General features: G+C 61.6%; 20 protein-coding genes. 9 read left to right on the top strand and 11 right to left on the bottom strand.

Features of this window, described 5'->3' with window-relative positions:
* Positions 1-15: 15 nt before the first annotated feature.
* From EM858_RS20320 to EM858_RS20310, 3 genes are read right to left on the bottom strand one after another with little or no spacing between them, the layout of a single operon-like run.
* A complete protein-coding gene (locus tag EM858_RS20320) occupies positions 16-1,272 on the bottom strand; it encodes a CCA tRNA nucleotidyltransferase (protein ID WP_127757793.1) in 1,257 nt (418 codons plus the stop codon).
* Positions 1,269-1,907 carry a CoA pyrophosphatase gene (locus tag EM858_RS20315; RefSeq protein WP_080816253.1) on the bottom strand — a complete coding sequence of 213 codons (639 nt, stop codon included), beginning with the start codon at positions 1,905-1,907 and terminating at the stop codon, positions 1,269-1,271. Before EM858_RS20315 ends, EM858_RS20320 begins: the two co-directional genes overlap by 4 nt.
* Positions 1,904-2,533 carry a DUF1285 domain-containing protein gene (locus tag EM858_RS20310; protein ID WP_127757792.1) on the bottom strand — a complete coding sequence of 210 codons (630 nt, stop codon included), beginning with the start codon at positions 2,531-2,533 and terminating at the stop codon, positions 1,904-1,906. The genes EM858_RS20315 and EM858_RS20310 overlap by 4 nt, the downstream gene beginning before the upstream one ends.
* Before the next feature lie 175 nt (positions 2,534-2,708).
* On the opposite strand from EM858_RS20310, the gene EM858_RS20305 reads away from it, so the two are divergent.
* The 5 genes from EM858_RS20305 (at position 2,709) to EM858_RS20285 (ending at position 10,066) form a co-directional block, all read left to right on the top strand.
* Positions 2,709-3,719: a MoxR family ATPase gene (locus EM858_RS20305; protein WP_065113889.1), complete on the top strand. Its 1,011-nt coding sequence runs from the start codon at positions 2,709-2,711 to the stop codon at positions 3,717-3,719.
* 36 nt (positions 3,720-3,755) lie between these two features.
* Positions 3,756-4,670: a DUF58 domain-containing protein gene (locus EM858_RS20300; RefSeq protein WP_004430192.1), complete on the top strand. Its 915-nt coding sequence runs from the start codon at positions 3,756-3,758 to the stop codon at positions 4,668-4,670.
* Complete coding sequence (locus EM858_RS20295) at positions 4,667-7,477, top strand: DUF4159 domain-containing protein (protein ID WP_127757791.1); 2,811 nt, start codon at positions 4,667-4,669, stop codon at positions 7,475-7,477. Before EM858_RS20300 ends, EM858_RS20295 begins: the two co-directional genes overlap by 4 nt.
* Before the next feature lies 1 nt (position 7,478).
* On the top strand, positions 7,479-9,563 hold the full coding sequence (locus EM858_RS20290; protein WP_127757790.1) for a hypothetical protein: 2,085 nt from the start codon (positions 7,479-7,481) through the stop codon (positions 9,561-9,563).
* An 89-nt stretch (positions 9,564-9,652) separates the two neighbouring features.
* On the top strand, positions 9,653-10,066 hold the full coding sequence (locus EM858_RS20285; protein ID WP_127757789.1) for a GNAT family N-acetyltransferase: 414 nt from the start codon (positions 9,653-9,655) through the stop codon (positions 10,064-10,066).
* A gap of 196 nt (positions 10,067-10,262) precedes the next feature.
* Here EM858_RS20285 and EM858_RS20280 read toward each other — a convergent pair whose 3' ends face one another.
* On the bottom strand, positions 10,263-11,216 hold the full coding sequence (locus tag EM858_RS20280) for a LysR substrate-binding domain-containing protein (RefSeq protein WP_127757788.1): 954 nt from the start codon (positions 11,214-11,216) through the stop codon (positions 10,263-10,265).
* Between the two features lie 87 nt (positions 11,217-11,303).
* Between EM858_RS20280 and EM858_RS20275 the strand changes: the two genes are divergently transcribed.
* The gene (locus EM858_RS20275; RefSeq protein ID WP_127757787.1) at positions 11,304-12,269 is read left to right on the top strand and encodes an MBL fold metallo-hydrolase; all 966 of its coding nucleotides are present in this window, start codon (positions 11,304-11,306) and stop codon (positions 12,267-12,269) included.
* Positions 12,270-12,328: 59 nt separating this feature from the next.
* Here EM858_RS20275 and EM858_RS20270 read toward each other — a convergent pair whose 3' ends face one another.
* Complete coding sequence (locus tag EM858_RS20270) at positions 12,329-13,642, bottom strand: MFS transporter (RefSeq protein ID WP_127757786.1); 1,314 nt, start codon at positions 13,640-13,642, stop codon at positions 12,329-12,331.
* 336 nt (positions 13,643-13,978) lie between these two features.
* Entirely contained in the window at positions 13,979-14,548 is a 570-nt protein-coding gene (locus EM858_RS20265; protein ID WP_127757785.1) for an N-acetyltransferase, read from the bottom strand.
* 296 nt (positions 14,549-14,844) lie between these two features.
* Between EM858_RS20265 and EM858_RS20260 the strand changes: the two genes are divergently transcribed.
* Positions 14,845-15,837, top strand: coding sequence for a glutathione S-transferase family protein (locus tag EM858_RS20260; protein WP_127757784.1), 993 nt, complete (start codon positions 14,845-14,847; stop codon positions 15,835-15,837).
* A gap of 16 nt (positions 15,838-15,853) precedes the next feature.
* Here EM858_RS20260 and EM858_RS20255 read toward each other — a convergent pair whose 3' ends face one another.
* Positions 15,854-16,345, bottom strand: coding sequence for an NUDIX domain-containing protein (locus EM858_RS20255; RefSeq protein ID WP_127757783.1), 492 nt, complete (start codon positions 16,343-16,345; stop codon positions 15,854-15,856).
* Positions 16,346-16,411: 66 nt separating this feature from the next.
* Between EM858_RS20255 and EM858_RS20250 the strand changes: the two genes are divergently transcribed.
* A complete protein-coding gene (locus EM858_RS20250; protein ID WP_127757782.1) occupies positions 16,412-17,362 on the top strand; it encodes a metallophosphoesterase in 951 nt (316 codons plus the stop codon).
* A gap of 214 nt (positions 17,363-17,576) precedes the next feature.
* Here EM858_RS20250 and leuA read toward each other — a convergent pair whose 3' ends face one another.
* From leuA to EM858_RS20225, 4 genes are all read right to left on the bottom strand, one after another.
* Entirely contained in the window at positions 17,577-19,286 is a 1,710-nt protein-coding gene (gene leuA / locus EM858_RS20240; protein WP_127757781.1) for a 2-isopropylmalate synthase, read from the bottom strand.
* 318 nt (positions 19,287-19,604) lie between these two features.
* Complete coding sequence (locus EM858_RS20235) at positions 19,605-19,847, bottom strand: CopG family antitoxin (protein ID WP_170985846.1); 243 nt, start codon at positions 19,845-19,847, stop codon at positions 19,605-19,607.
* Entirely contained in the window at positions 19,828-20,097 is a 270-nt protein-coding gene (locus EM858_RS20230) for a BrnT family toxin (RefSeq protein WP_127757780.1), read from the bottom strand. Before EM858_RS20230 ends, EM858_RS20235 begins: the two co-directional genes overlap by 20 nt.
* Before the next feature lie 34 nt (positions 20,098-20,131).
* Positions 20,132-21,310 carry a benzoate/H(+) symporter BenE family transporter gene (locus tag EM858_RS20225; protein WP_127757779.1) on the bottom strand — a complete coding sequence of 393 codons (1,179 nt, stop codon included), beginning with the start codon at positions 21,308-21,310 and terminating at the stop codon, positions 20,132-20,134.
* 276 nt (positions 21,311-21,586) lie between these two features.
* Between EM858_RS20225 and EM858_RS20220 the strand changes: the two genes are divergently transcribed.
* Positions 21,587-22,669, top strand: coding sequence for an esterase-like activity of phytase family protein (locus EM858_RS20220; RefSeq protein WP_127757778.1), 1,083 nt, complete (start codon positions 21,587-21,589; stop codon positions 22,667-22,669).
* Positions 22,670-22,701 lie beyond the last annotated feature (32 nt).

Below are 22,701 nucleotides of genomic sequence, written 5' to 3'. Positions count from 1 at the left end.
CCGCCGTCGCTGACCTCAATTCTCCAGCATATCCTTCAGCCGGGCGGTCAAAGCTGCCCGGTCGAGTGAGAAATTGACGTCGATCCACTTTTCCTCGAGGCTTTTCAGCACTTCGCCCACCTTCGGGCCGGCCTCGACGCCCGCGGCCATCACATCCGCACCGCTCAGCGGAAAGCCCGGTTTGTGGAATTTTTCCGCTCGCGCCAGCAAAGTCGAAAGCCGCGCCACTTTCTGCATGGCGGCGTCGCCAGCCGAAAGATCGGCACGGGCCGAAGCAAGCGCCAGTTTCAGCCGTGTCTTCACGCCTTCGACGCCCTGACGATAAAGCAGCCGGTCGAGCGCCGTTTCCTTCAGCTCGGGATCAGCCGCCGGAGCCGAAGCCCAATGGGCAAGATAACCCGCCTCGGCTTTCGACAGCCGGAGGCGCGCGGCAAGGGCGGCCAGCCTGTCCCTGTCCGGCGGCACGATGGCGGCAAGCCGCAGCAGCGGGTCCACTGCCCAACCGAGAGCCTGCTCCGTCGCCACCAGCCCGTGGATGGCGTCGATGCCCCATTTTTCCGTTTCGGGCAGAATTTCCGCCAGAACACCCGATTGCCGCATCCACAAAAGAGCGCGGGAAGGATCGCGGGCGGAAAGCAGCTTTTTCAGCTCGCTCCACACCCGCTCGGCCGAAAGGGTGCCCAGCTTATCCTTGGCCCGCGCGCTCGCCCGCAAGCCGTCCGCATCCGGGCGACCGGAGCCATAATGGGCGAAAAACCGGAAAAACCGGAGAATCCGCAGGTAATCTTCCGAAATCCGCATCGCCGCATCGCCGATAAAGCGCACCGTGCCGGTCTCGATATCGGGAAGACCATCGACAAGGTCGATGATCTCGCCCCTTTCATCGGCATAGAGAGCATTGATGGTGAGGTCGCGCCGCTCGGCGTCGGTCTGCCAGTCGGTGCCGAAGGCTACCTGTGCGTGGCGGCCATTGGTTTCGACATCGCGGCGCAACGTCGTCACCTCGAAACCTTCGCCATCGATCACCAGCGTTACGGTGCCGTGCTCGATGCCGGTCGGCACCGCTTTGATGCCCGCAGCCTTGGCCCGAGCAACAACCACGTCAGGGGTCAGCGTCGTCGCCATGTCGACATCGACGACAGGCAGGTCCATCAGCGCATTGCGCACCGCGCCGCCGACGATCCGCACCTCGCCGCCATCGGCATTCAGAAGCGTAAAGATGCGCTTCAGCGCCGGTTTTTCAAACCAGTCCCGCCCGGCAAGGCTATTCATGTATAAAACCTCTCGTAAATCGTTCGGACGATGCCCGCCGTAATGCCCCAAATATACCGTTCACCATAGGGCATTTCGTAGAAAAACCGCTCCTTCCCCTGAAAGATGCGACTGCCGCGGCCGTGATTGGCCGGGTCCATCAGGAAGGACAGCGGCACCTCGAAAACCTCATCCACCTCAGTGGGATTAAGTGTCAAATCAAAGCCGGGGCGGACGACTGACAGCACCGGCTTGATGCGAAAACCCGTCCCGGAAATATAATCCGGCAGCCGCCCCACCGTTTCCACGAAAGAACGCGACAGGCCGATCTCCTCTTCCGTCTCGCGCAGCGCTGCCTCTTCCGGCGTGCGGTCTTCGGCATCGATGCCGCCGCCGGGAAAGGAAATCTGGCCTGAATGCTGGCGCAGGGTTGCCGTGCGCTGGGTGAAGATCACCCGCGCATCGTTGCCATCGTCGATAACCGGTATCAGCACTGCGGCATCCTTCAGCCGGATGCCGTTGCCAGACAGCACCACGCCCGGATTGAGCACGTGGTCACCATTTTCCCGCTCGGCCACGCCCTCGCCTTCCTGCAGCACCCGGCGGCGGAAATCGGTGGCGGTAAAAGCCTTGAGGCCCGTTGTCATCATCGTCATTGTGAAAGCCGTTCCAGTTCCTTGGCGGGCATCACCGGAAAGATCACCCCGCCCGAGCGCACCGCAAACATGTCGACGCCATCCACGTCGATCACTTCGCCGAGTGCCGCGAGATCATACATCACGGCCCGTGAGACGAGCGCCTCCAGCCGGCCGCGCACCAGAAGATAGGGTTTCAATTCGCGGTTTTCACCGAAAATTTCAAAGCGCAGCGGATGCTCCGGCCCCGCCTCCACCACGTCGCCGACATTGGTGCGAAAGGTCAGCAGGGATTCGCCATCCGCACCAGCCGCAGTCACCGTCATTTCCACGGCGACGAAGGGTGCGTCCACCACCCGGATGCCGACTTTTTCCACAGGAGTTACAAGATAGGTTTTACCATCCTCATCCTTGCGCAAAACCGTGGAAAACAGCCGAACCAGAGGTGCCCGCCCGATGGGTGTCCCGAGGTAGAACCACGTGCCGTCAGCACGGATTTCCATGTCGAGATCACCGCAAAAAGGCGGATTCCAGCGCTCCACCGGGGCCGGCCCGCGCTTGCCATCGCCGCTCTGTTCGGCGGCGCGGGAAATCATCGCCGCAAGCCCCGCCGCATCATCAGCCGAATTTATCGTCTCCGCCGCCATATTCGAGTCTCGCTTTGCCGATAAGGAAATACTAAGTCACGACATAGTCATTCGAATGGCGCTTGTCAGCGGCCAAGAGAGCAATAAGCTAGATGCAGCGCAAAATCCGCCCCGGTTGGCAACCAGCAAAACCGGGATGCGAATGCGACAGCGGCGAAGGTATGAGGAGAGCGACATGGGCGTGATGAATACCGGCGAAACCCTCGATGAAAAGGCCATCGTCGCCTCGGCCGAAAAGGCGCTTTCCGACATAGCGGCCATCCGCACGGAGGTCTCCAAGGTCATTTTCGGCCAGGAAAAAGTGGTGCAGAACACGCTTCTCGCCATCCTCTCCGGCGGCCATGCGCTGCTCGTCGGCGTTCCCGGCCTCGCCAAGACCAAGCTCGTCACCACGCTCGGCACCGTGCTTGGCCTCGATGCCAACCGCATCCAGTTCACACCGGACCTGATGCCTTCAGACATCCTCGGTTCCGAAGTCATGGATCAGGACGAGAACGGTCGCCGTTCCTTCCGTTTCATCAAGGGTCCGATTTTCGGCCAGCTGCTGATGGCCGACGAAATCAACCGCGCCAGCCCGCGCACGCAGTCCGCACTTTTGCAGGCCATGCAGGAATATCACATCACCATGGCCGGCCAGACCTATGAGCTGCCGAAGCCGTTCCACGTTCTCGCCACCCAGAACCCGCTGGAACAGGAAGGCACCTATCCGCTGCCCGAAGCCCAGCTCGACCGTTTCCTGCTGCAGGTCGATGTCGGTTATCCCGAGCTTGCCGCCGAACGCCAGATCCTGCTCGACACGACGGGCACCGCCTCCGGCGAAGCACGCGGCGTGATCGGTGCCGAGCGCCTGATGGAAATCCAGGCCCTCATCCGCCAGATGCCGGTCAGCGACAAGGTCGTGGACGCGATCCTGTCGCTCGTCCGTTCCGCCCGCCCCGGCCATGGCAACAAATTGACCGACAAACACGTTGTCTGGGGTCCGGGTCCGCGCGCCGGCCAGTCGCTGATGCTGACGGCCCGCGCCCGTGCGCTCTATGAAGGCCGCCTCGCCCCCTCGCTGGACGATGTCCATGCGCTGGCCGAGCCGGTGCTGGAACACCGCATGGCGCTGACCTTTGCGGCCCGCGCCGAAGGCATGTCGGTGCGCGATGTGATTGCGGCCCTCGTGGAGCAGGCAAAGAATTAAAAGACGCGTGCCTAACCTTTCGCGAAAGGAGTGCCTGTGGCATCCATCGGCCAGATCGTAGACAAGACGCCGGGTAGCGAAGTTCTGGCGCGCGCGCGCCAGCGTGCCGCACTGGTGCCGGACTGCATGGTCGAGGCAAAACGAATCGCCAACACCGTCACCGCCGGCTGGCACGGCCGCCGCAAACGCGGCATCGGCGAAAATTTCTGGCAATTTCGCCCCTATGCCGAAGGCGAAAGCCTGTCGCGCATCGACTGGCGGCGCTCGGCCCGCGACGACCATACCTATGTGCGCGACCGGGAATGGGAGGCAGCCCACACCATCTGGCTCTGGGCCGACATGTCGCCGTCGATGATGTTCAAATCCACCCTCGGCTCCGTCTCCAAGGAAAGCCGGGCGCTGGTGCTGATGCTGGCGCTGGCGGAAATCCTGGCGCGCTCTGGCGAACGCATCGGTTGCCCCGGCATCATGGAGCCGGTCTCGGCCAGAAACGCCGCCGAACGGCTGGCCGCCGCCATCATGCACGCGCCGCTGACAACGGGTATGCCGGAAACGGGCATGATCCGCGGCGCGAGCGACATCGTTCTGATTGGCGATTTTCTCGATGATGCGAAAAATGTGATGGAGCGGATTTCGCCTCTCGCCCGGCGCGGCCTGCGCGGCCATGTGGTGGAAATTGCCGATCCGGCCGAAGAAACCTTCCCCTATTCCGGCCGTACCGAATTTACCGATCCGGAAACCGGCGAAAAACTGGTGTCTGGCCGCGCCGAGACCATTCGCGAGGATTACACCCGCGCCTATCTCGCAAGACGCGAGGCGCTGTCCTCGTCGCTGCGCCGTCTCGGCTGGAACTTCGTCTTCCACCGCACCGATCATCTGGCTTCCGAGGCGCTTGTGGCCGTTCACATGTATCTTTCCGGCGCACCGGCACAGGGCGGTGGGCACCGATGAGCGCATTGCCTTTCGTCTTCACCAGCCCCTACATTCTCTTCGGCCTGCTGGCATTGCCCGCCATCTGGTGGCTGCTGCGGCTCACCCCGCCGCGCCCCAAGGCGGAAGTGTTTCCGCCGCTGAAAATTCTGGCAACGGTGCTGAAACGCGAGGAAACGCCCTCGAAAAGCCCGTGGTGGCTGACCTTTTTGCGCATGGCGCTTGCCGCCGCCGTGATTTTTGCGCTCGCCGATCCGGTGGTGAACCCGCGCAACAACAGCATCGCCGGCAGCGGCCCGCTGGTGCTGGTGGTCGATAATAGCTGGGCTTCCGCGCCCGACTGGGAAAGACGCGTGGCCACCGCTCAGGCCCTGATCGGCGATGCGGAGCGGGCCGACCGCCCCGTCTCCATCAGCTTCACCGCCGATGCGGAACATGACGCCGTACCGGGAACGACAGCCGTTGCATTGGAAAAGCTCGCCGCAGCAAAGCCGAAGCCGCTCGTTCCAGATCGTATCCGCACGGCGGAAGCCATCACCGAGGCGCTGAACGGCACGGCCCCCGGCACGATCGCCTATATTGCCGATGGTGTTCAAACCGCGCAGGATGAAAGCGCGATGAGAACGCTTGCCAGCCTCTCCCCCGCCGAATTCCGCATCGTGAAGGGCGACGGCAAGGCGATCACCGCCATTACCGGCGCCACCAACAATGCCGATGCCATGAGCGTCACACTGTCGCGGCTCGATACAGCCGAAGCCACCCGGGTAACCGTCAATGCGCAGGATAGTCAGGGCCGCATTCTCGCCAACGGCATCGCGAATTTCGCGCCCGGCGCGGCTGAAACAACGGCGACGGTGGAAGCACCCTTCGAACTGCGCAACGATTTCGCCCGCCTCTCCCTCGAAGGCGTGTCGACGGCGGGTGCGGTGCATCTGCTGGATGACGGTTTCCGCCGCCGCCGCGTGGCGTTGCTGGCCGGCGAAACCGGCAATGATTTCCAGCCATTGCTGCAGCCGCTTTATTATATCAGCCGTGCGCTTCAGCCTTTCGCCGATCTCATCCCACAGCGACAGGCCGATCTGGCGCAGGCGATCCCCGAAATCCTGCAATCCAATCCTTCGGTTATTGTCATGGCCGATATCGGCCGTCTGCCGCAGGAAACCTATGAGCCGATGCAACGCTGGCTCGCCGGTGGCGGCACGCTGATCCGTTTTGCCGGACCGCGCCTTGCCGCAGCCCCGGCCGACGATCCGCTGGTGCCTGTAACACTCAGACAGGGCGAACGCGCGCTTGGCGGCGCGCTCTCCTGGGCCGAGCCGCAACCGCTTGCCGATTTCCCGAATTTCGGCGCCTTTGCCGGCATGCCGAAGGCCGATGGCGTCCTCGTCAAACGTCAGGTTCTGGCCGAACCGACGCCGGACCTGGCTGAACGCACATGGGCAAGCCTTGCCGATGGCACGCCCCTCGTCACCACCCGTAATGTCGAGGCAGGCCGCATCGTGCTCTTCCATGTCAGCGCTGAGGCGAGCTGGTCTGACCTGCCGATTTCAGGCCATTTCGTCGATATGCTGCGCCGTATCGTGCAATTGTCGAAGGCGGGCGGCGCTTCCGCCAACGCCAATGCCCCGGCCGCTGCCCTTCCGCCCTTCCGGCTGCTGACGGCCGAAGGTGCGCTTTCAGCCGAGATCGGCACTGCCCGGCCGCTGGAAATGCGTGCCGGCCAGCCGCCCCGCACCGGTTTCGACAATCCCCCCGGCCTCTATGGCACAGAGGATGGTTTCGTGGCTCTCAATCTCTTACCCGCAGGCGCCACACTGCGCCCGCTCGATACGTCCGCCGCCGGTGTCAGCACCACCAACGAGGCCCTGATCGGCGAAACCGCGAAATCGCTGCGCCCGGCGCTCTTCATCGCCGCCTTCCTGATGCTGATCGCCGACAGCCTGATCGTGCTCTTCATGAACGGCGCCTTCGCACGCCTGCCGAAAGCCCGCAGCGCCACCGCCGCCACCCTGCTTCTGGCGCTTGGCGCCTTTGCCGCCATGTCGCCAACCGATGCCCGCGCCGACGATCCAAAACCGGGCGACGAGCAGATTTTCGAGCGGCTGGACACCACCCATCTCGCTTATGTCCGCACCGGTGAGGATGATGTCGACCGCATTTCCGAGCAGGGTCTCCAGGGTCTCAGCGAATTCCTGACCTGGCGCACGACACTGGAACCCGGCCAGCCGGTTGGACTCGATATTTCCAAGGATGAATTGTCCTTCTATCCGATCATCTACTGGCCGGTTTCCGCCACGGCACCCATGCCGTCAAGCGCCGCGATTTCGCGCATCGACGCCTATATGCGCGCCGGCGGCACCGTGCTATTCGACACGCGCGACCAGTTCTCTTCGCTCGATACCGGCGCGACCAGCCCTAACGGCGAGCGTCTGCAGGCGATCCTCGCCAATATCGATATTCCGCCGCTGGAGCCTGTGCCGGAAGACCACGTTCTGACGCGGTCCTTCTATCTGCTCACCAATTTCCCCGGCCGTTACAATGGTTCGCCGCTCTGGGTGGAATCGCGACAGGGAGCCGCCAAGACCACCTCGGGCCTCTCCTCTTCCGGTGATGGCGTGACGCCGATCATGATAACGGGCAATGATTTCGCCGGCGCCTGGGCAGTCGATCCGCAGGGCGCGCCGGTTCTGCCCACCGTGCCGCCGGACGAGATGCAGCGCGAACACGCCTTCCGCTCCGGCGTCAACATCATGATGTATATGCTGACCGGCAACTACAAGGCCGATCAGGTTCACGTTCCCGCACTTCTCGAACGGTTGGGGCAGTGACATGACATTGACCTTCTCCCCCTTCCTGCCGTGGATCGTGATCGCCGTTCTGACCGTCGCCGCTCTTGCGCTTTCCTTCATCGGCCTGTGGCGTGGCGTGCGCGGCGCATGGCTGCGCGGGCTGGCGCTTGCCGCTTTGCTGGCTGCCATCGCCAATCCGCTTCTGACGCAGGAGGAACGCGAGCCACTTTCCACCATCGTGCCCGTCATCGTCGACCGCTCGCAGAGCCAGGACGTACAGGACCGGCCGCAAATGACCGATACGGCGCTGGAGACGCTGAAAGACCGTCTGTCGCGCTTCCCGCGCATCGAACCGCGCATCGTCGAAGTGCGCGACGATGGCGAGAGTGATTCGCCCTCGACCCAGCTTTTCTCGGCGCTCTCCTCGGCCGTTTCCGATGTCTCGCCATCACGCGTCGGCGGCGCGATTTTCCTCAGCGACGGCCAGATCCACGATATCCCGAATGCCCTGCCCAATGCCGAACAGGCGCTCGGCTTCCGCGCCCCCGTGCATGGGCTGATCACCGGCAAGGCTGATGAATTCGACCGCCGCATCGAGATCGTCCGCGCCCCGCGCTTCGGCATCGTCAACGAGGAACAGCAGCTGACGCTGCGTGTCTTCGATGACGGCCGCCCCGCAGGCGGCGGCTCGGCGGAAGTGACGGTGAAGATGAACGGCGAAGAAATCGCCACGCTTCAGGCCACACCCGGCCAGCCGACGCCGTTCAGCTTCAAGGTTCCGCGTGGCGGCAACAATGTCATGGAATTTTCCGTCGCCGAGCTTCCCGGCGAAGTGACTGCTGCGAACAACCGCGCCGTTCACCTGATCGAAGGCATCCGCCAGAACCTGCGCGTGCTGCTCGTCTCCGGCGAGCCCCATGCCGGCGAACGCGCCTGGCGTAACCTCCTGAAATCCGACGCCTCGGTCGATCTGGTGCATTTCACCATTCTGCGCCCGCCGGAAAAACAGGATGGCACGCCGATCAACGAACTCTCGCTGATCGCCTTCCCGACCCGCGAATTGTTCGTCGAAAAGATCGAGGATTTCGACCTCATCATCTTCGACCGCTACCAGCATCGCGGCGTGCTGCCGATCCTCTATTACGATTACATCGCCCAATATGTCGAAAAGGGCGGCGCGCTCTTGATTGCCGCAGGCCCGGAACATGCCGGTCAGGATTCAATCGCCATGACGCCGCTCGCCTCCGTGTTGCCGGCCCAACCCACGGGTCAGGTGCATCAGGCGGCATTCTATCCCCGCCTTTCGGAAGCGGGCAAGAAGCACCCTGTCACCCGCGGGCTGGATGGATCCGCGAACGAGCCGCCGCAATGGGGCCGCTGGTTCCGCACCATCAGCGTTGACCCGCCGCAGGGCCAGACCGTGATGCTGGGCGATGGGCAGGACCCGCTTCTCGTGCTGAACCGTCAGGGCGAAGGCCGTGTCGCCATGCTTCTGTCCGATCAGGGCTGGCTGTGGGCGCGTGGTTTCGAAGGCGGCGGCCCGCATGTGGCGCTTTATCGCCGCATCGCCCACTGGCTGATGAAGGAACCCGAGCTTGAGGAAGAGGCGCTGACGGCACGTGCCAATGGCCGCACATTGCAGATCACCCGCCAGACCATCGGCGACGATCCCGGTCAGGCCAGCGTACGTTTCCCTTCTGGCAAAACGGAAAACATGGCCTTCACCACCACCGAGCCCGGTCTTTACAAGATCGAGCGCCGCATGGACGAAACCGGCCTGTTCGAAATCAAGAACGGCGATTTCACCACCCTCGTCCATGTCGGCGCGGTAGATGCGCCGGAGTTCAAGGCGATGATTTCGACGACAGAGACGCTGAAGCCGCTGGCCGACGCCACCAGGGGCAGCGTGCACCGTGTCGCCGATAATTCCGGCCGCATCGCGCTGCCGGATATATTGCCGGTGCGGGGTGACATCAGGGTTGCCGACGAGGATCGCATGCTGATACGTCTGACCGACGAGACGGTGCTGAAAGGCGTCAACACCCTACCGCTCTTTGCCGGTTTTGCCGGACTTGCCGCCCTGCTGCTCGCCTTCTCCGCGCTGTGGTGGCGTGAGGGCAGGTAAGGGCGTTTCCAGCGAAAAGCTCAAGGCGTTTCACGTCTCGGAATGGAAAACGGGAAACGGCCGCCGCCCGGCGGCCCGGGAAGATGAACATGAATTTCGTTTTGAGCGACATCGCGGATGCAGAGGCCGAAAAGGCCATTCGCGATCCGCTGGTGGCCTATAATCTCGCCCGTTTCGGCGAAAGCGACAAACGCGAACTCAACATCACCATTCGCGATGACGACAATATCGTCACCGGCGGTCTGGTTGGCCATACCGCTCGCGGCTGGCTCTACGTGCAGCTTCTTTTCGTGCCGGAAACCATGCGCGGTCAGGGCACAGGCCCGAAGCTGCTTGCCATGGCGGAGGCGGAGGCCAGAAAGCGCGGCTGCATGGGGGCCTATATCGACACGATGAACCCGGATGCCCTGAGAACCTATGAGCGCTACGGTTTCACGAAGATTGGCTCGCTTGGCCCCCTTTCCAGCGGCCAGTCGATCACATGGCTCGAGAAACGTTTCTAGCAGGTGTTGAAAATCGTCGACGACCGCGCGTGTCGTTACCCCCTCTGTCCTGCAGGACAGAGGGGGTAACAACACCCAGCGCCGTCGATGATTTCAACTGTCGTGTACTGTGGAAGCAGATTAAATGCGACGCGCTTTATCTCTTTGTTTTTATGCATGTCTGCCAAAACCGCTGCACAGTTTTGGGAGACATGCTTTAGGCGGCGATCCCCGATACCCCACCGTCCACCGTTCGGCCCATGGCCTCGCGGATTTGCTGGCGAAGCCACACGGCTCCGGCATCCGCATCTGTCTGCAATGTCCAGACCATGGCGACCGGCGGGAAACTAAGCGTCACCGGCACGGGGCTTATTTCCAGCCCCAGCATTGGCGCATAACGCAGCGCGATGCGTGAGGACACGGTCGCCAGTACCGCCGAGGACCGCGCGGTCGCCAGCACCGAGAGGAAATCCGGCGCGGCCGCGACGACATCGATTTCCAAGCCGCTCAGTTCCAGTGCATCCTTGATGCAGCCATGCAGGCTGTCCGTCTGCGATATGACCGCATGTTTCGCCTCCATATAGGCATCCAGCCCGACGGGATTGGGCAGATCGAGCAAGGCCGGGTTGAAACAGCAGAGCACGCTGGAGGAATAAAGCGGCTCGCAATGGTGGCGTTGCTCCTTCGAATAGGTGCATCCGACAGCCATGTCGATCACGCCCGTATCGAGCATCGCGGTAATTTCCTGCTCTTGACCGCTGCGGGCCAGAATGCGGATACCGGGCGCAATCTCCCGCAGCCGCGCCGTCAGATCCGGCAAAAGCAACAGCTCCACCTCGCTCGACATGCCGAGCCGGAACGTGCGGCGCTCGGTGGCCGGATCGAACACATCCGCCGTCAACACCGCCGCCTGCGCCTGCCTGAGCGCCTGCCGCACCGGGCCGGCCAGATGGAGCGCCCGTGCCGTCGGCTTCATCTCCTGCCCCACGCGGATGAAAAGCTCATCCTGAAACAGGGTGCGCAGGGTGGAGAGATTATGGCTCATGGCCGGCTGCTGGATTTTCAGCCGACGCGCGGCGCGCGTGACGTTCATCTCCTCCATCATCGCATCGAAAGCGATGAGAAGATTGAGGTCGAATGAACGGAGATTGAAATGATCGATAGTTTGCATAAGTCACATCGATTTGATTGCTAACCTCTCTACACTTAGCTGGAGTGCGGAAAGTTTCAAGACATTCCCTCAACCCAGGAGCCCCCAATGCCGTCCCGTCGCTCACTTCTCAAAGGCGCCGCCAGCGCCATCTTCGCCGCCCCTTTCGTTGCCCCCGTCGTCGCATTCGCCAAGGCGCCCTTGGCCGCCACACAGGCACCCGGCTTTTACCGGTTGATGATCGGCAAGGTGGAGGTCACCGCCCTTTCGGACGGCGTCATCGCGCTGCCGCTCGCCAAGATTTACACCAACACCACGCCGGAACATGCGGCAAAGGTCTTGCAGGACGCTTTCCTGCCGGAACAGACACCTACCTCGGTCAACGCATTTCTCGTCAACACCGGAGACAGGCTGGTGCTGATCGACGCCGGCACCGGCACCTATCTCGGCCCATCCCTCGGCAGGCTCGTCGCCAATATCGAGGCCTCCGGTTATAAAACCGACGAGATAGACGACATTGTCCTCACCCATATCCACACGGACCATTCCGGCGGGCTATCGGCAGATGGCAAACGCGTCTTTGCCAATGCGACGCTGAGGGTCAATGCGCGCGAAGCCGAGTTCTGGCTTGATGAGGCAAAGGCCAAGGCAGCCCCTGAAGCGCTGAAGAAGGGTTATGCCGAAGCCAAGGAAAGCATCCAGCCCTATATCGACGCCGGTAAATTCGAGACATTCGGTGACAACGCCGCGCCGGTTCCCGGTCTCGGCTCTATCCTTTACGCTGGCCACACGCCCGGCCACAGCGCTGTCGTTCTCGAAAGCGATGGCCAGAAAATCGTCTTCTGGGGCGATATCACCCATGGAGATATCCTCCAGTTCGATGAGCCGGATGTGACCATCGAATTCGACGTCGACCAGAAGGCCGCCGTCGTCGCGCGCGATCTGGCATTCCGGCAGGCGGTGAAAGGCAGATATCTGGTGGCCGGCGCGCATATCGCCTTCCCCGGCATCGGCCATGTGCGCACCGACAGCACCAATTACGATTGGCTGCCGGTCAATTACACGGCGCTGTAAAGTGGTAAATAGCATGACCTGATCCTCAACGGGTCAGGTCATTGCGCGGGAACGACGCGTCAGCTCAGCGCCACCTGCCGCGTTTCCGCATTGATCATCGTCGCGGCAATGGCGGCAAGCACCAGAAGACCGGCGAAGATGCCGATTGCGACGCCAAAACCCTGCGCTATGGCATAACCAAGCAGAGACGGCGCCAGCAGGCCGCCAAGCCTTGCCATGGCGCCCGCAGCCCCCATGCCGGTCGCCCGCGATTCCGTCGGGTAAAGCTCCGGCGTATAGGCATAAAGCGCGCCCCAGGTGCCCAGCAGCGCAAAACTCATGATGAGAAGCGAGGCGGCGATCATCGCGCCGGCTGACGCCAGCGTGAAAAGCAGGCAACCGAGCGCGGAGAGCAGGCAGAAACCGATCAGCGTCGGCTTGCGGCCCCATTTTTCGACGCCATAGGCGGCAAGCGCATAACCGGGGATCTGCGCCAGCGCCACCAGTACCAGAAAACCATAACCGCGCACGAAGCCGAACCCGTCTCCGGCCAGTTTCGCCGGCATCCACGTAAAGACACCGTAATAGGAAACGGAAACGAGGAACCAGATGGCGAGGATCATGATGCTGCGCTGCCGGAGCGCCGGCGAAAATATCCCCTGCCCCTTGGCCACGTCAGGCTGGGAAAGCCCGGTCCCGGCATCGAGCGGCGCGCGCCCATTCGTCACCAGCATGCGGTTGACGACGGCCTTGGCTTCCTCCAACCGCCCGCTGCGCAGCAGGTAAAGCGGCGATTCCGGCACCAGAAAGCGCAGGCCAAGGCCGAGAACCGCCGGAAAAGCCGTCACCGCGAATATATAACGCCAGGCATCGGCAACGCCGGCAAGGCTGGCGCCCCAGGCCGCCAGCGCCACGATCAGCGTGCCGACAGCCCAGAAACCCTCCAGAAAGACCAGCCAGCGGCCGCGATTTTTGGCAGGCAGGAATTCGGCCATCATCGCATAATCCACCGGCAGCGTGCCGCCCACGGCAGCCCCTGTGAGAAAGCGCAGAACGAGCAGGATGGTGAAATCGGGCGCGAACACCGAAAGCACGCCGAACAGCGCATCGCAGGCCACGGTGACGATCAGCACACGGCGACGTCCATACCGATCCGCCAGCCGCCCGAAACCGGCAGCACCCAGCAGCATACCGAAAAAGAACGCCGTGCCAGTCTGCAGCGCCTGCGGCACCGTCAGCCCGAAGGTTGCGGCAATCGAGGCGGCGGTGAAGCCGACGGCCAGAACCTGCATGGCATCCGCCGCCCAGACGAGGCCGAATATGCCCATCAGCCGCCGCTGATAGGCGCCTGCGCCCGCGCGCTCCAGCGCATCGTTCATGGTGATAGCCGTCATGCCCCGCCCCTTTGCAGAAATCGACTTTGACTTGCTATCGTATAGGGGGAGGAAACGGAATTGAATTCTGTGGAGCGTGACGGGTTGTTTCGAGACAGACCATCGGAAGAAGATTTTACCACACAAAAAGACGTGCACGGCAGTCTCGATGTTTGCCATAGCGCGCAACGCCCCTTCCGTCATGCCGGACTTGATCCGGCATCCAGTCACGGCGCGTCTGCGCCGTGAGAAGAGTCCTTTCAGCCCAAAGACTTGGGCTGGCTGGATTCCGGCTCAAGGCCGGAATGACGGGGTTTTATGTCGTGCTAAGAAGGACGACGCCCCTTCGGATACCCCTCAGCCGTAAACCCTGAGCGGCTCCTCAAAACCCTCATCTTCCGCCGTGGCGGCCGGCATCACGGCCTCGCATTTGCGCCAGCCGATCTTGCCCTTCAGCCGCTGGTGCACGTCATCGCCAATCGGCACGACGAGCACCCGGTTCGGGTCGACCGGGCCGGGAAAATCAAGCTCCGCATAAGCGACCTTCTCGAAACCGAGCGGCATGTAATAGGGCGGATCGCCGATGAGGATCACGGCTTCGGAGCCCTTCCGCCGGGCGGCGGCAATGGCGATCCGGACGAGTTCCCGGCCGATGCCCTTGTTCTTGTGCGAGGGCCGCACCGCAAGGGGCCCGAGCATATGGCCCTTCACCCCGCCCGCCAGAACCGGCGTCATGCGCACAGAAGCAATGGTTTCGCCATCATCGGCGCAGACGAAGGACAGCGACCGATCATGCGGCCCCTGCTCACGGATGCGCGCTGCCGCACGGGTGTGCCGGCCGGGACCGAATGCTTCTTCGTTGATGATGTCGATGATGGCGTCGTGCGACGCGTCCTCGGTGAGGTAGACAAGATCGTGCTTGGACATGAAGAGACCGAAACTTCCAGAATGCGGATGCGACAATAGGTGACGGCTGCGCCGGTAAGGGCGTTCAGGAGCGTCAGCGTCGTCGGAGCATCCGTGGTTCGATCATAGTCAGCAATTTCCTCAGATTTGTGAAAATCGCAATTATCAGGAAAATTCCGACCCGTCCAGAACAAATCTCTGCGCTATCCCATTCAGTTCCCACAGGACCGGAAACGCATTGTTCAACGCCTTGCGGGTTCGCGGGCGAGTGCAGAACGGTTAGGATCGCTCAAAAGGAAACAATCAAGGAGATCGTCATGGGCATGCTGGTGGAAGGCGTATGGAAAGACGTCTGGTATGACACCAAGGAAACCAAGGGGCACTTCAAGCGCAGCGCCTCGCAATTCCGCAACTGGGTTACAGCGGATGGCGCACCCGGCCCTTCCGGAGAAGGCGGCTTCGAGGCGGAGAAGGACCGTTACCATCTCTACGTCTCCTTCGCCTGCCCCTGGGCGCACCGCACCCTGATTTTCCGGAGGCTGAAAAAGCTGGAAGACCTGATTTCCGTTTCCGTCGTCGATCCGCTGATGCTGGAAAACGGCTGGGAATTCAAGCCTGAGGGCGAGCGCACGCCGGGCGCGACCGAGGATCACCTCTTCGGCTCCTCCACACTCTGGCAGGTCTATACCAAAGCAGACCCCAAATATTCCGGGCGCGTCACCGTGCCGGTGCTCTGGGATAAAAAGCGCGGCACCATCGTCTCCAACGAATCGGCGGAAATCATCCGCATGTTCAATTCCGCCTTCAACGATCTCACCGGCTCGCAGGCAGATTATTATCCCGAAGCGCTGCGCGCCGAGATCGATGCGCTGAACGACGTCATCTACGACACCGTCAATAACGGCGTCTACAAGGCCGGCTTCGCCACCACGCAGGACGCCTATCAGCAGAATGCCGTGAAGGTGTTCGAAACGCTCGATATGCTGGAGGACCGCCTGAAGGACCGGCGCTTCCTGTTCGGCGCGCAACAGACGGAAGCGGACTGGCGCCTGTTCACGACGATGGTGCGGTTCGACCCGGTTTATGTCGGCCATTTCAAATGCAATATCCGCCGCATCCACGACTATCCGCACCTGACGGGTTATTTGCGCGATCTTTACCAGACGCCGGGCGTGCCTGACACGGTCGATATGCGCCACATCAAGGAACATTATTACCGCAGCCACCGCACCATCAACCCGACCGGCATCGTGCCCGTCGGCCCGGAACTGGACCTGACCATGGCCCATGGCCGCGAGGCGCTCTCCTGACGGAGAGCCGCCGCCGTTACCAGTGGTCAGCGATCGCCGCTTCGCCGGCAAGCTCGGCAAGGCGGCGGCGGGTTGCGGCCGTCACCCCTTGGGGCAACTCCGACAGGTCGAAAAAGCCGCTTTCGGCAATTTCATGATCCGGTTTCTTCAGCTCGGTCTGGGTGACCTCCAGCCGATAGAGCGCCACATGATCGCGATTGCTGCCTTCCAGATTGAGATAGACATGGAAAAGCTCCGGCCTGGAGGCAGCCTCGAGATTGCCCTCCTCGCGGATTTCCTTGTGCAGCGCCACGAGCAGGGTTTCGCCGCGCTCCACCCCACCACCCGGCAGATACCAGCCCGGCAGATAAGTGTGCCGCACCAGAAAAATCCTGCCCTTTTCATCGAAACAGGCCGCACGCACACCAAGGGTTGCGCCGCGCGTGAACAGAAAAACGAAATGCAGAAAACGGATGAAGACACGTATATGGAACGGACGGGCCTGCCGCCCGGTTGTTTCGTCATTCACCCTGGTTTCTCCCCGCCTGCCGGCTTTTATTGGACGCGCGGCATATCATAGGTTATCTCTGCCGCCATGTTCAAACTTGCGCATATTTCAGACGTCCATTTAGGGCCACTGCCAAAACTCACTTTCCGCGAACTTGCATCCAAGCGTATCACCGGTTTTGTCAACTGGCACCGCAACCGTCGCAAGCATCTCTTCACCGATACGCTGGAAAAGCTGCTCGACGATCTGGAGACAAAGTCTCCGGATCATCTGGCTATTACCGGCGATCTCGTCAATCTTGCGACAGGCATTGAAATCCGCGCCGCCGCCGACTGGCTGGAGGAAGTGGGCGATCCCGAAAGAACCTCCGTCGTTCCCGGCAATCACGACGCCTATGTTTCAGGCGCGCACGACAAGGCCATGCAGGCCTGGTATCCCTATGTTCGCGGCGATGGCGACCCGCCGGAATGGGACGACGACCGTAAAATCTTTCCCTATATGCGCGTGCGCGGCCCGGTCGCACTGATCGGCTGCTCCACCTCGATTGCGACGCCACCCTTTTCGGCAACCGGCTATTTCGGCAACCGGCAGGCCCGCGCCACGGCGGAGCTTTTGAAAAAAGCCGGTGAACAGGGGCTATTCCGCGTGGTGATGATCCATCACCCGCCGATCCGCGGCGCCTCCCCCACCCACAAGCGCATGATCGGCATCCGCCGTTTCGCCGCGGCGCTCGGTGTCGGCGGCGCGGAACTCGTGCTGCATGGTCATACCCATCTCAACACGGTCTACTGGCTGAATACGCATCACGGGGAAGACCACATCCCTGTCGTCGGCATCGCCTCGGCCAGCCAGGGGCCGGGTGGGGAAAAACCGCGCGCGGCCTATAATCTCTTCCACATTTCCGGTGGTCCCGGCACCTGGAACGTTACCTGCGAACGGCACAGCCTTGATGAGACGGGGACGGGCGTGGCGCTGGAGGATGTGCGGGTGTTTTATGACAACGGGCGTCCGTTGGGGTTTTCATTGCGGGGGGAATAGCGTTCGCTGCCGTGAGGTTGGAGCGTGTGGCTTCACCCCCCTCTGCCCTGCCGGGCATCTCCCCCCCAAGGGGGGAGATCAGCAGGAAGCGCTACCGCCATTTCATTCACAAACGTTGAGATGGGCGAGACCTACCCGCGAGTCGATCTCCCCCCTTGAGGGGGAGATGCCCGGCAGGGCAGAGGGGGGGTAAAGCCCCACCCTCAAAGCCCTCTTACCGCGCCCGCTCTTCCAGCACCCGATTGGCCGCCGAAACAATCGCCTCCAGCGAAGCCGCCACAATATTCGTGTTGACCCCCGCCCCGAACAGCTTCCCGCCCGGATGCTCCATCTCGACATAGGCAATAGCCGAAGCATTCGAGCCATGCTGCAGCGAATGCTCCGAATAATCATTCACTGACAGGTCAATTCCGAGATAAACCGACAGCGCATTGATGAACCCGTCGATCGGACCGGTTCCCTTGCCCTCGATACGCTTCACCTCGCCATTATCGGTGATTTCGGCGGCGACGATGCGCACGCCCTTGAAATCGCCAGCCGGATAGGTGTGGTGATCGACGAATTTGATGCGCGCATTCGGCTGCGTCACGTAACGCTCGATGAAGCGCTCATAAATGCGCCTGGCCGGCAGTTCCACACCCTCTTCATCGGTGATGCGCTGGATATCCTCGCGAAACTCCACCTGCAGGTTGCGCGGCAGGTTGATGCCGTAATCCTGCTGGAGAATATAGGCGATGCCGCCCTTGCCCGACTGCGAGTTGATGCGGATGATCGCCTCATAGGAGCGGCCGACATCCTTCGGGTCGATCGGCAGATAGGGCACTTCCCAGACGGGATGGTTGGCGACCTTGATCGCCTTCATGCCCTTGTTGATCGCATCCTGGTGCGAGCCGGAGAAGGCAGTGTAAACCAGTTCGCCCACATAAGGATGACGCTCGGGGATCGTCATCTCGTTGGAATATTCGTAGACGTCCTTAATGCGCTCGATATCGCGGCAATCCAGTTGCGGGTCCACACCCTGCGTATACATGTTCAGCGCCAGCGTCACGACGTCGACATTGCCGGTGCGCTCGCCATTGCCGAACAGCGTGCCTTCGACGCGGTCCGCGCCGGCCATCAGGCCCAGCTCGGTCGCGGCAATGCCCGTCCCGCGGTCATTATGCGGGTGCAGCGAGATGATGACGTTTTCGCGATTGTCGATATTGCGGCACATCCATTCGATCTGGTCGGCATAGATGTTTGGCGTCGCCATTTCCACCGTCGAAGGCAGGTTCAGGATCAGCTTGTTGTCGGCCGTCGGCTTCACAACCTCGACCACGGCGTTGCAGATTTCCAGCGCCACTTCCAGCTCGGTGCCGGTAAAGCTCTCCGGCGAATATTCGAAACGGTAACCGCCGCCGGCCTTGGCCGCCATGTCGGTGATCATCTTGGCCGCATCGACGGCGATCTGCTTGATGCCGTGCACATCCTTGCCGAACACCACGCGACGCTGCAGTTCCGAAGTGGAATTGTAGAAGTGGATGATCGGCTTGTTGGCGCCTTCCAGCGCCTCGAAGGTGCGGGTGATCAGCTCGGGGCGGCACTGTACCAGCACCTGCAGGGAGACATCGTCAGGCACATTGCCTTCTTCCACGCACCAGCGGGCGAAATCGAAATCCGTCTGCGAAGCGGAAGGGAACCCGATCTCGATTTCCTTGAAACCCATTTCGAGCAGCAGCTTGAACATGCGGGCCTTGCGGTCGTGACCCATGGGGTTGACCAGCGACTGGTTGCCGTCGCGCAGATCCACCGAACACCAGATCGGCGCCTTGTCGATGGTCTTGCCCGGCCAGGTGCGGTCGGGGATATTGATGGTCGGGTAAGGGCGATACTTCACGCTCGCGTCAGCCATGCCCTTGGAAATATTGGTGATCTTGCCGTCCATTTCGCTTCCTCCTTGCGCAGTCCGCGGGCGTCTTTCGCCATCGGCGGATGCGCGGCCCTTCAGGGCCTAAATCCAGTATAAAATGAGATTTCGAGATGAGGAGCGTTTGCACCAGCGGGCTTTCGGCCGCCGGGCGCTCCTCACTGGACCCGGCAACCGCGTGTAAGGTCGAGGCTAAGAAGCGAGAGTGCACCGCACGGCGAGGCCTTCGCAGAAATCTGCGCGCTCATGCCGGAAATGGTTGCAATGCTGTTGCTCATGGCGATGTGTATAAACAGCGGCTGGCGGTCTGACAAGTGATCTTGTGCCGTGCGCCGGTTATTTTCCCTGCCTGCCGCTCTCCAGCCTTTCGGCAATCCATTCGGCCATCAGGGATTGTCGTGTCCTGCCAAGGCGCACCGCTTCCGCATCCACTTTCCGCAAAAGCTTTTCAGGCAGATCGATATCGACATGCACCATTTCCAGTCCAGGACGGCTTGCCTTGGACCAGTCGAGATAGTCGTCGATGTCTTCACCATCGTCGAATTTCCTGTCAAATTCTTCAGCGCTGATCGTCTTCATAACGCTGCCTTTCCTTGTCTCTGGAACGCCTGACGGAGATGATGCGCAACCGGTCATTTCTGTAAGTATAAATGGCGCTCCAGCACTTTCCGCGTAACTGGGCGACCATAATATACCGCTCTTCCGACGTGGTTTCGAGAGGAACGACGAGTCTTTTCTCGTCCAGCCAAAGCGCTCTTGCCTCAACGAAATCTATTCCGTGTTTGTCTTTGTTACTTTCACTTTTGGCAAGATCGAATTCGAAATCCATAAATAATATTTCTTTAAAACAATAAGCTCCCTATCTAACCACGCTTCACCACCCGCTGCAACGCCATCATCAGCCCGCCGCCGATCAGGCCCCAGAAGGCTCCGGAAATACCACCGAAGGAAAGGCCGGAAGCCGTGATGAGGAAAGTGATGGCCGCCGCCTCGCGGGTTTCCGGCTCCCTGAAGGCTGCGACTGCGGAACCGGAAAAGGCGCCAACCAGTGCCAGCCCCGCCACCGCCTGAATGAGAATGGGCGGCGCCAGCGCCACGAAGGCGGTGACCACACCCGCCAAAAGACCGAAAATAATATAGCCGACACCGCCGATGATCGCCGCCCAGTAACGCCGCTTTGGATCAGGATGGGCGTCCTCGCCCGCGCACATGGCCGCCGTAATCGCCGCAAGATTGACCGCATGGCCGCCAATGGGTGCGGAAAGCAGCGAGAAAAAGCCGGTCGAGGCGAAAAGCGGTCCGGGCTGCGGATTGTAATGATTGACCTTCAGCACCGCGATACCGGGAATATTCTGCGAGGCCATGGTGACGATGAAGAGCGGCAGCGCGATGGAAACAACCGCGTGGAGACTGAAGACGGGCGTCACCCACTCCATCGGCGGCGTCAGCGATTGCGCCACGCTATCAAGTGCACCCGCCGGAATTTCGACGCCGAAAATCATCACCAGCACGAAGGCGGCAAGGGCCGCCGGTACGGCGAACAGCCGTTTAAAGGCTCCCACCACGATCCAGGCGAGGATGATGGGCAATCCGAGCGCCGGGTTGAAACCGATCGCCTTGATCGGCGCAAAACACAGGCCGATGATGACGCCGGAGAGCATGGCATTGGCAAGCGGCGCTGGAATGGAGGCGACCGCCTTTCCAAGCAGCCTGAACAGGCCTGCGATGATGATCAGGATGGCGCAGATGATGAACCCACCGACGGCCGCCGGAAAACCGCCCTCAATGACGCCGGTGGTTGCAAGCAGCGCTGCACCCGGTGTCGACCATGCGATGCTGATGGGTAGCCGGGTGGCGGCGGAGAGAATAATGGCGCAAAGCCCCATCGCCACCGAAAGCGCCATCAGCCCCGACGCCGCCTCGAAATCCGTCGCACCGACAGCTTTCAGGCCCTGCAGCACGACGGCGAATGAGCTGGCGAAACCGACAAAGGCGGTGAGGCAGCCCATGAACAGGCTCTGGACGGAAAAATCTTTCAGCATGAAGCACTCTGCGGCCTGCGGCCTGTCGCAAACAACCGCAGCGGTCCGCATTGGCGACAGGCAGAAACAAAACTGAGGCGTGACGCGCGAATCCGGGGATGGCGACACGCTTTGGATGAAGCGTGATTATATTCAGGATCAAAAAAGACGCCGCTTGGCAAGATGAGCCGCCAGATTTCAGGTACGGCAGCATGGAAAACGTCATCAAAGTTTAGCGGCACGGCGCTAATCCTCCCTGCATCGCAACCGGTCATCCGCCACAAGAGGGACCCCGCCATGCTCCGCATCGTCACCATCGTCGCCTGCTGTTTTGCGGCTCTGCCCGCCGCGGCCCAGAACCCGCCACCGCCGGCCTTTCTCGGCCAGATCGTGGTTCCATCGGGCCTCTCACTCGATGGCGTCACCTTCGGCGGCATTTCCGATCTCGCCTTTGACAGCGAAACCGGACGTTATCTCGCAATTTCCGACGACCGCGTGGAAAAAGGTCCGGCCCGTTATTACGAGCTGGAGCTGGCCGTGACAGAAGGCGCCGCCACGCTCAACATCGCCGCCACGCGCGAATTGAAGGACGAGACCGGCGCTGCTTTTGCGCCGAAGGGCATCGATGCGGAAGGCATCGCGCTCGACCGCAAGGGCGGCAAGCTCTACTGGTCCTCCGAACGCGATCTGAAGAACCAGCCGGCGCTTTACGTCTCGGACCTTGACGGCAGCAATGTGAAGCGGCTGGAACTGCCAAACGCCTATCTCGTCGATGACGCCAAGACCAGGGGCGTACAGAACAACCTCGGTTTCGAAGGCCTGACGCTGATGCCCGGCCGGCTGATCGCCGCCACCGAAAATGCGCTCACCCAGGACGGCCCCAAGGCGACGCCGCAGGCGGGCAGCCCGGCCCGCATCCTCGTCATCGACACGGCGACGCTGAAACCGGTCGCCGAGCATGTCTATGTCACCGAGGCGATCTCGAAGACGCCGACGGCCGCCGAGCCGAAATATAACGACAACGGCCTTTCCGCCATCGCGGCCCTGCCGGATGGCCGTTTCGTCTCTGTCGAGCGCAATTTTGCCTCCGGCGTCGGCAATCACATACGCTTCTTCATCGCCGACATGTCCCGCGCCGACAATATTCTCGGCAAGGACAAGATCGACCCGGCATCCGTGGCCGCCGTATCCAAATCGGCCTGGTTCGAAATCAACGAAGGGGATTTCGGCCTCGATATCGACAATATCGAGAGCTTCGCCTTCGGCCCGGTGGTGGATGGCAAGCAGCTCTTCGTCATCGCCTCCGACGACAATTTCAACACGGGCAAGCAGTTCACCCAGTTTGCGGCATTCGCAATTCCCGCCAATCTGGGTCAGTGAAATCCGCATGAAGCAGAATGCCGGCTCTGGAC

This window comes from Agrobacterium sp. CNPSo 2736 (assembly GCF_004005385.1).
GTDB lineage: Bacteria > Pseudomonadota > Alphaproteobacteria > Rhizobiales > Rhizobiaceae > Agrobacterium > Agrobacterium leguminum.
Note: the sequence above shows the minus strand (reverse complement) of the source record. Positions and strands in the feature narration are given on the sequence as shown.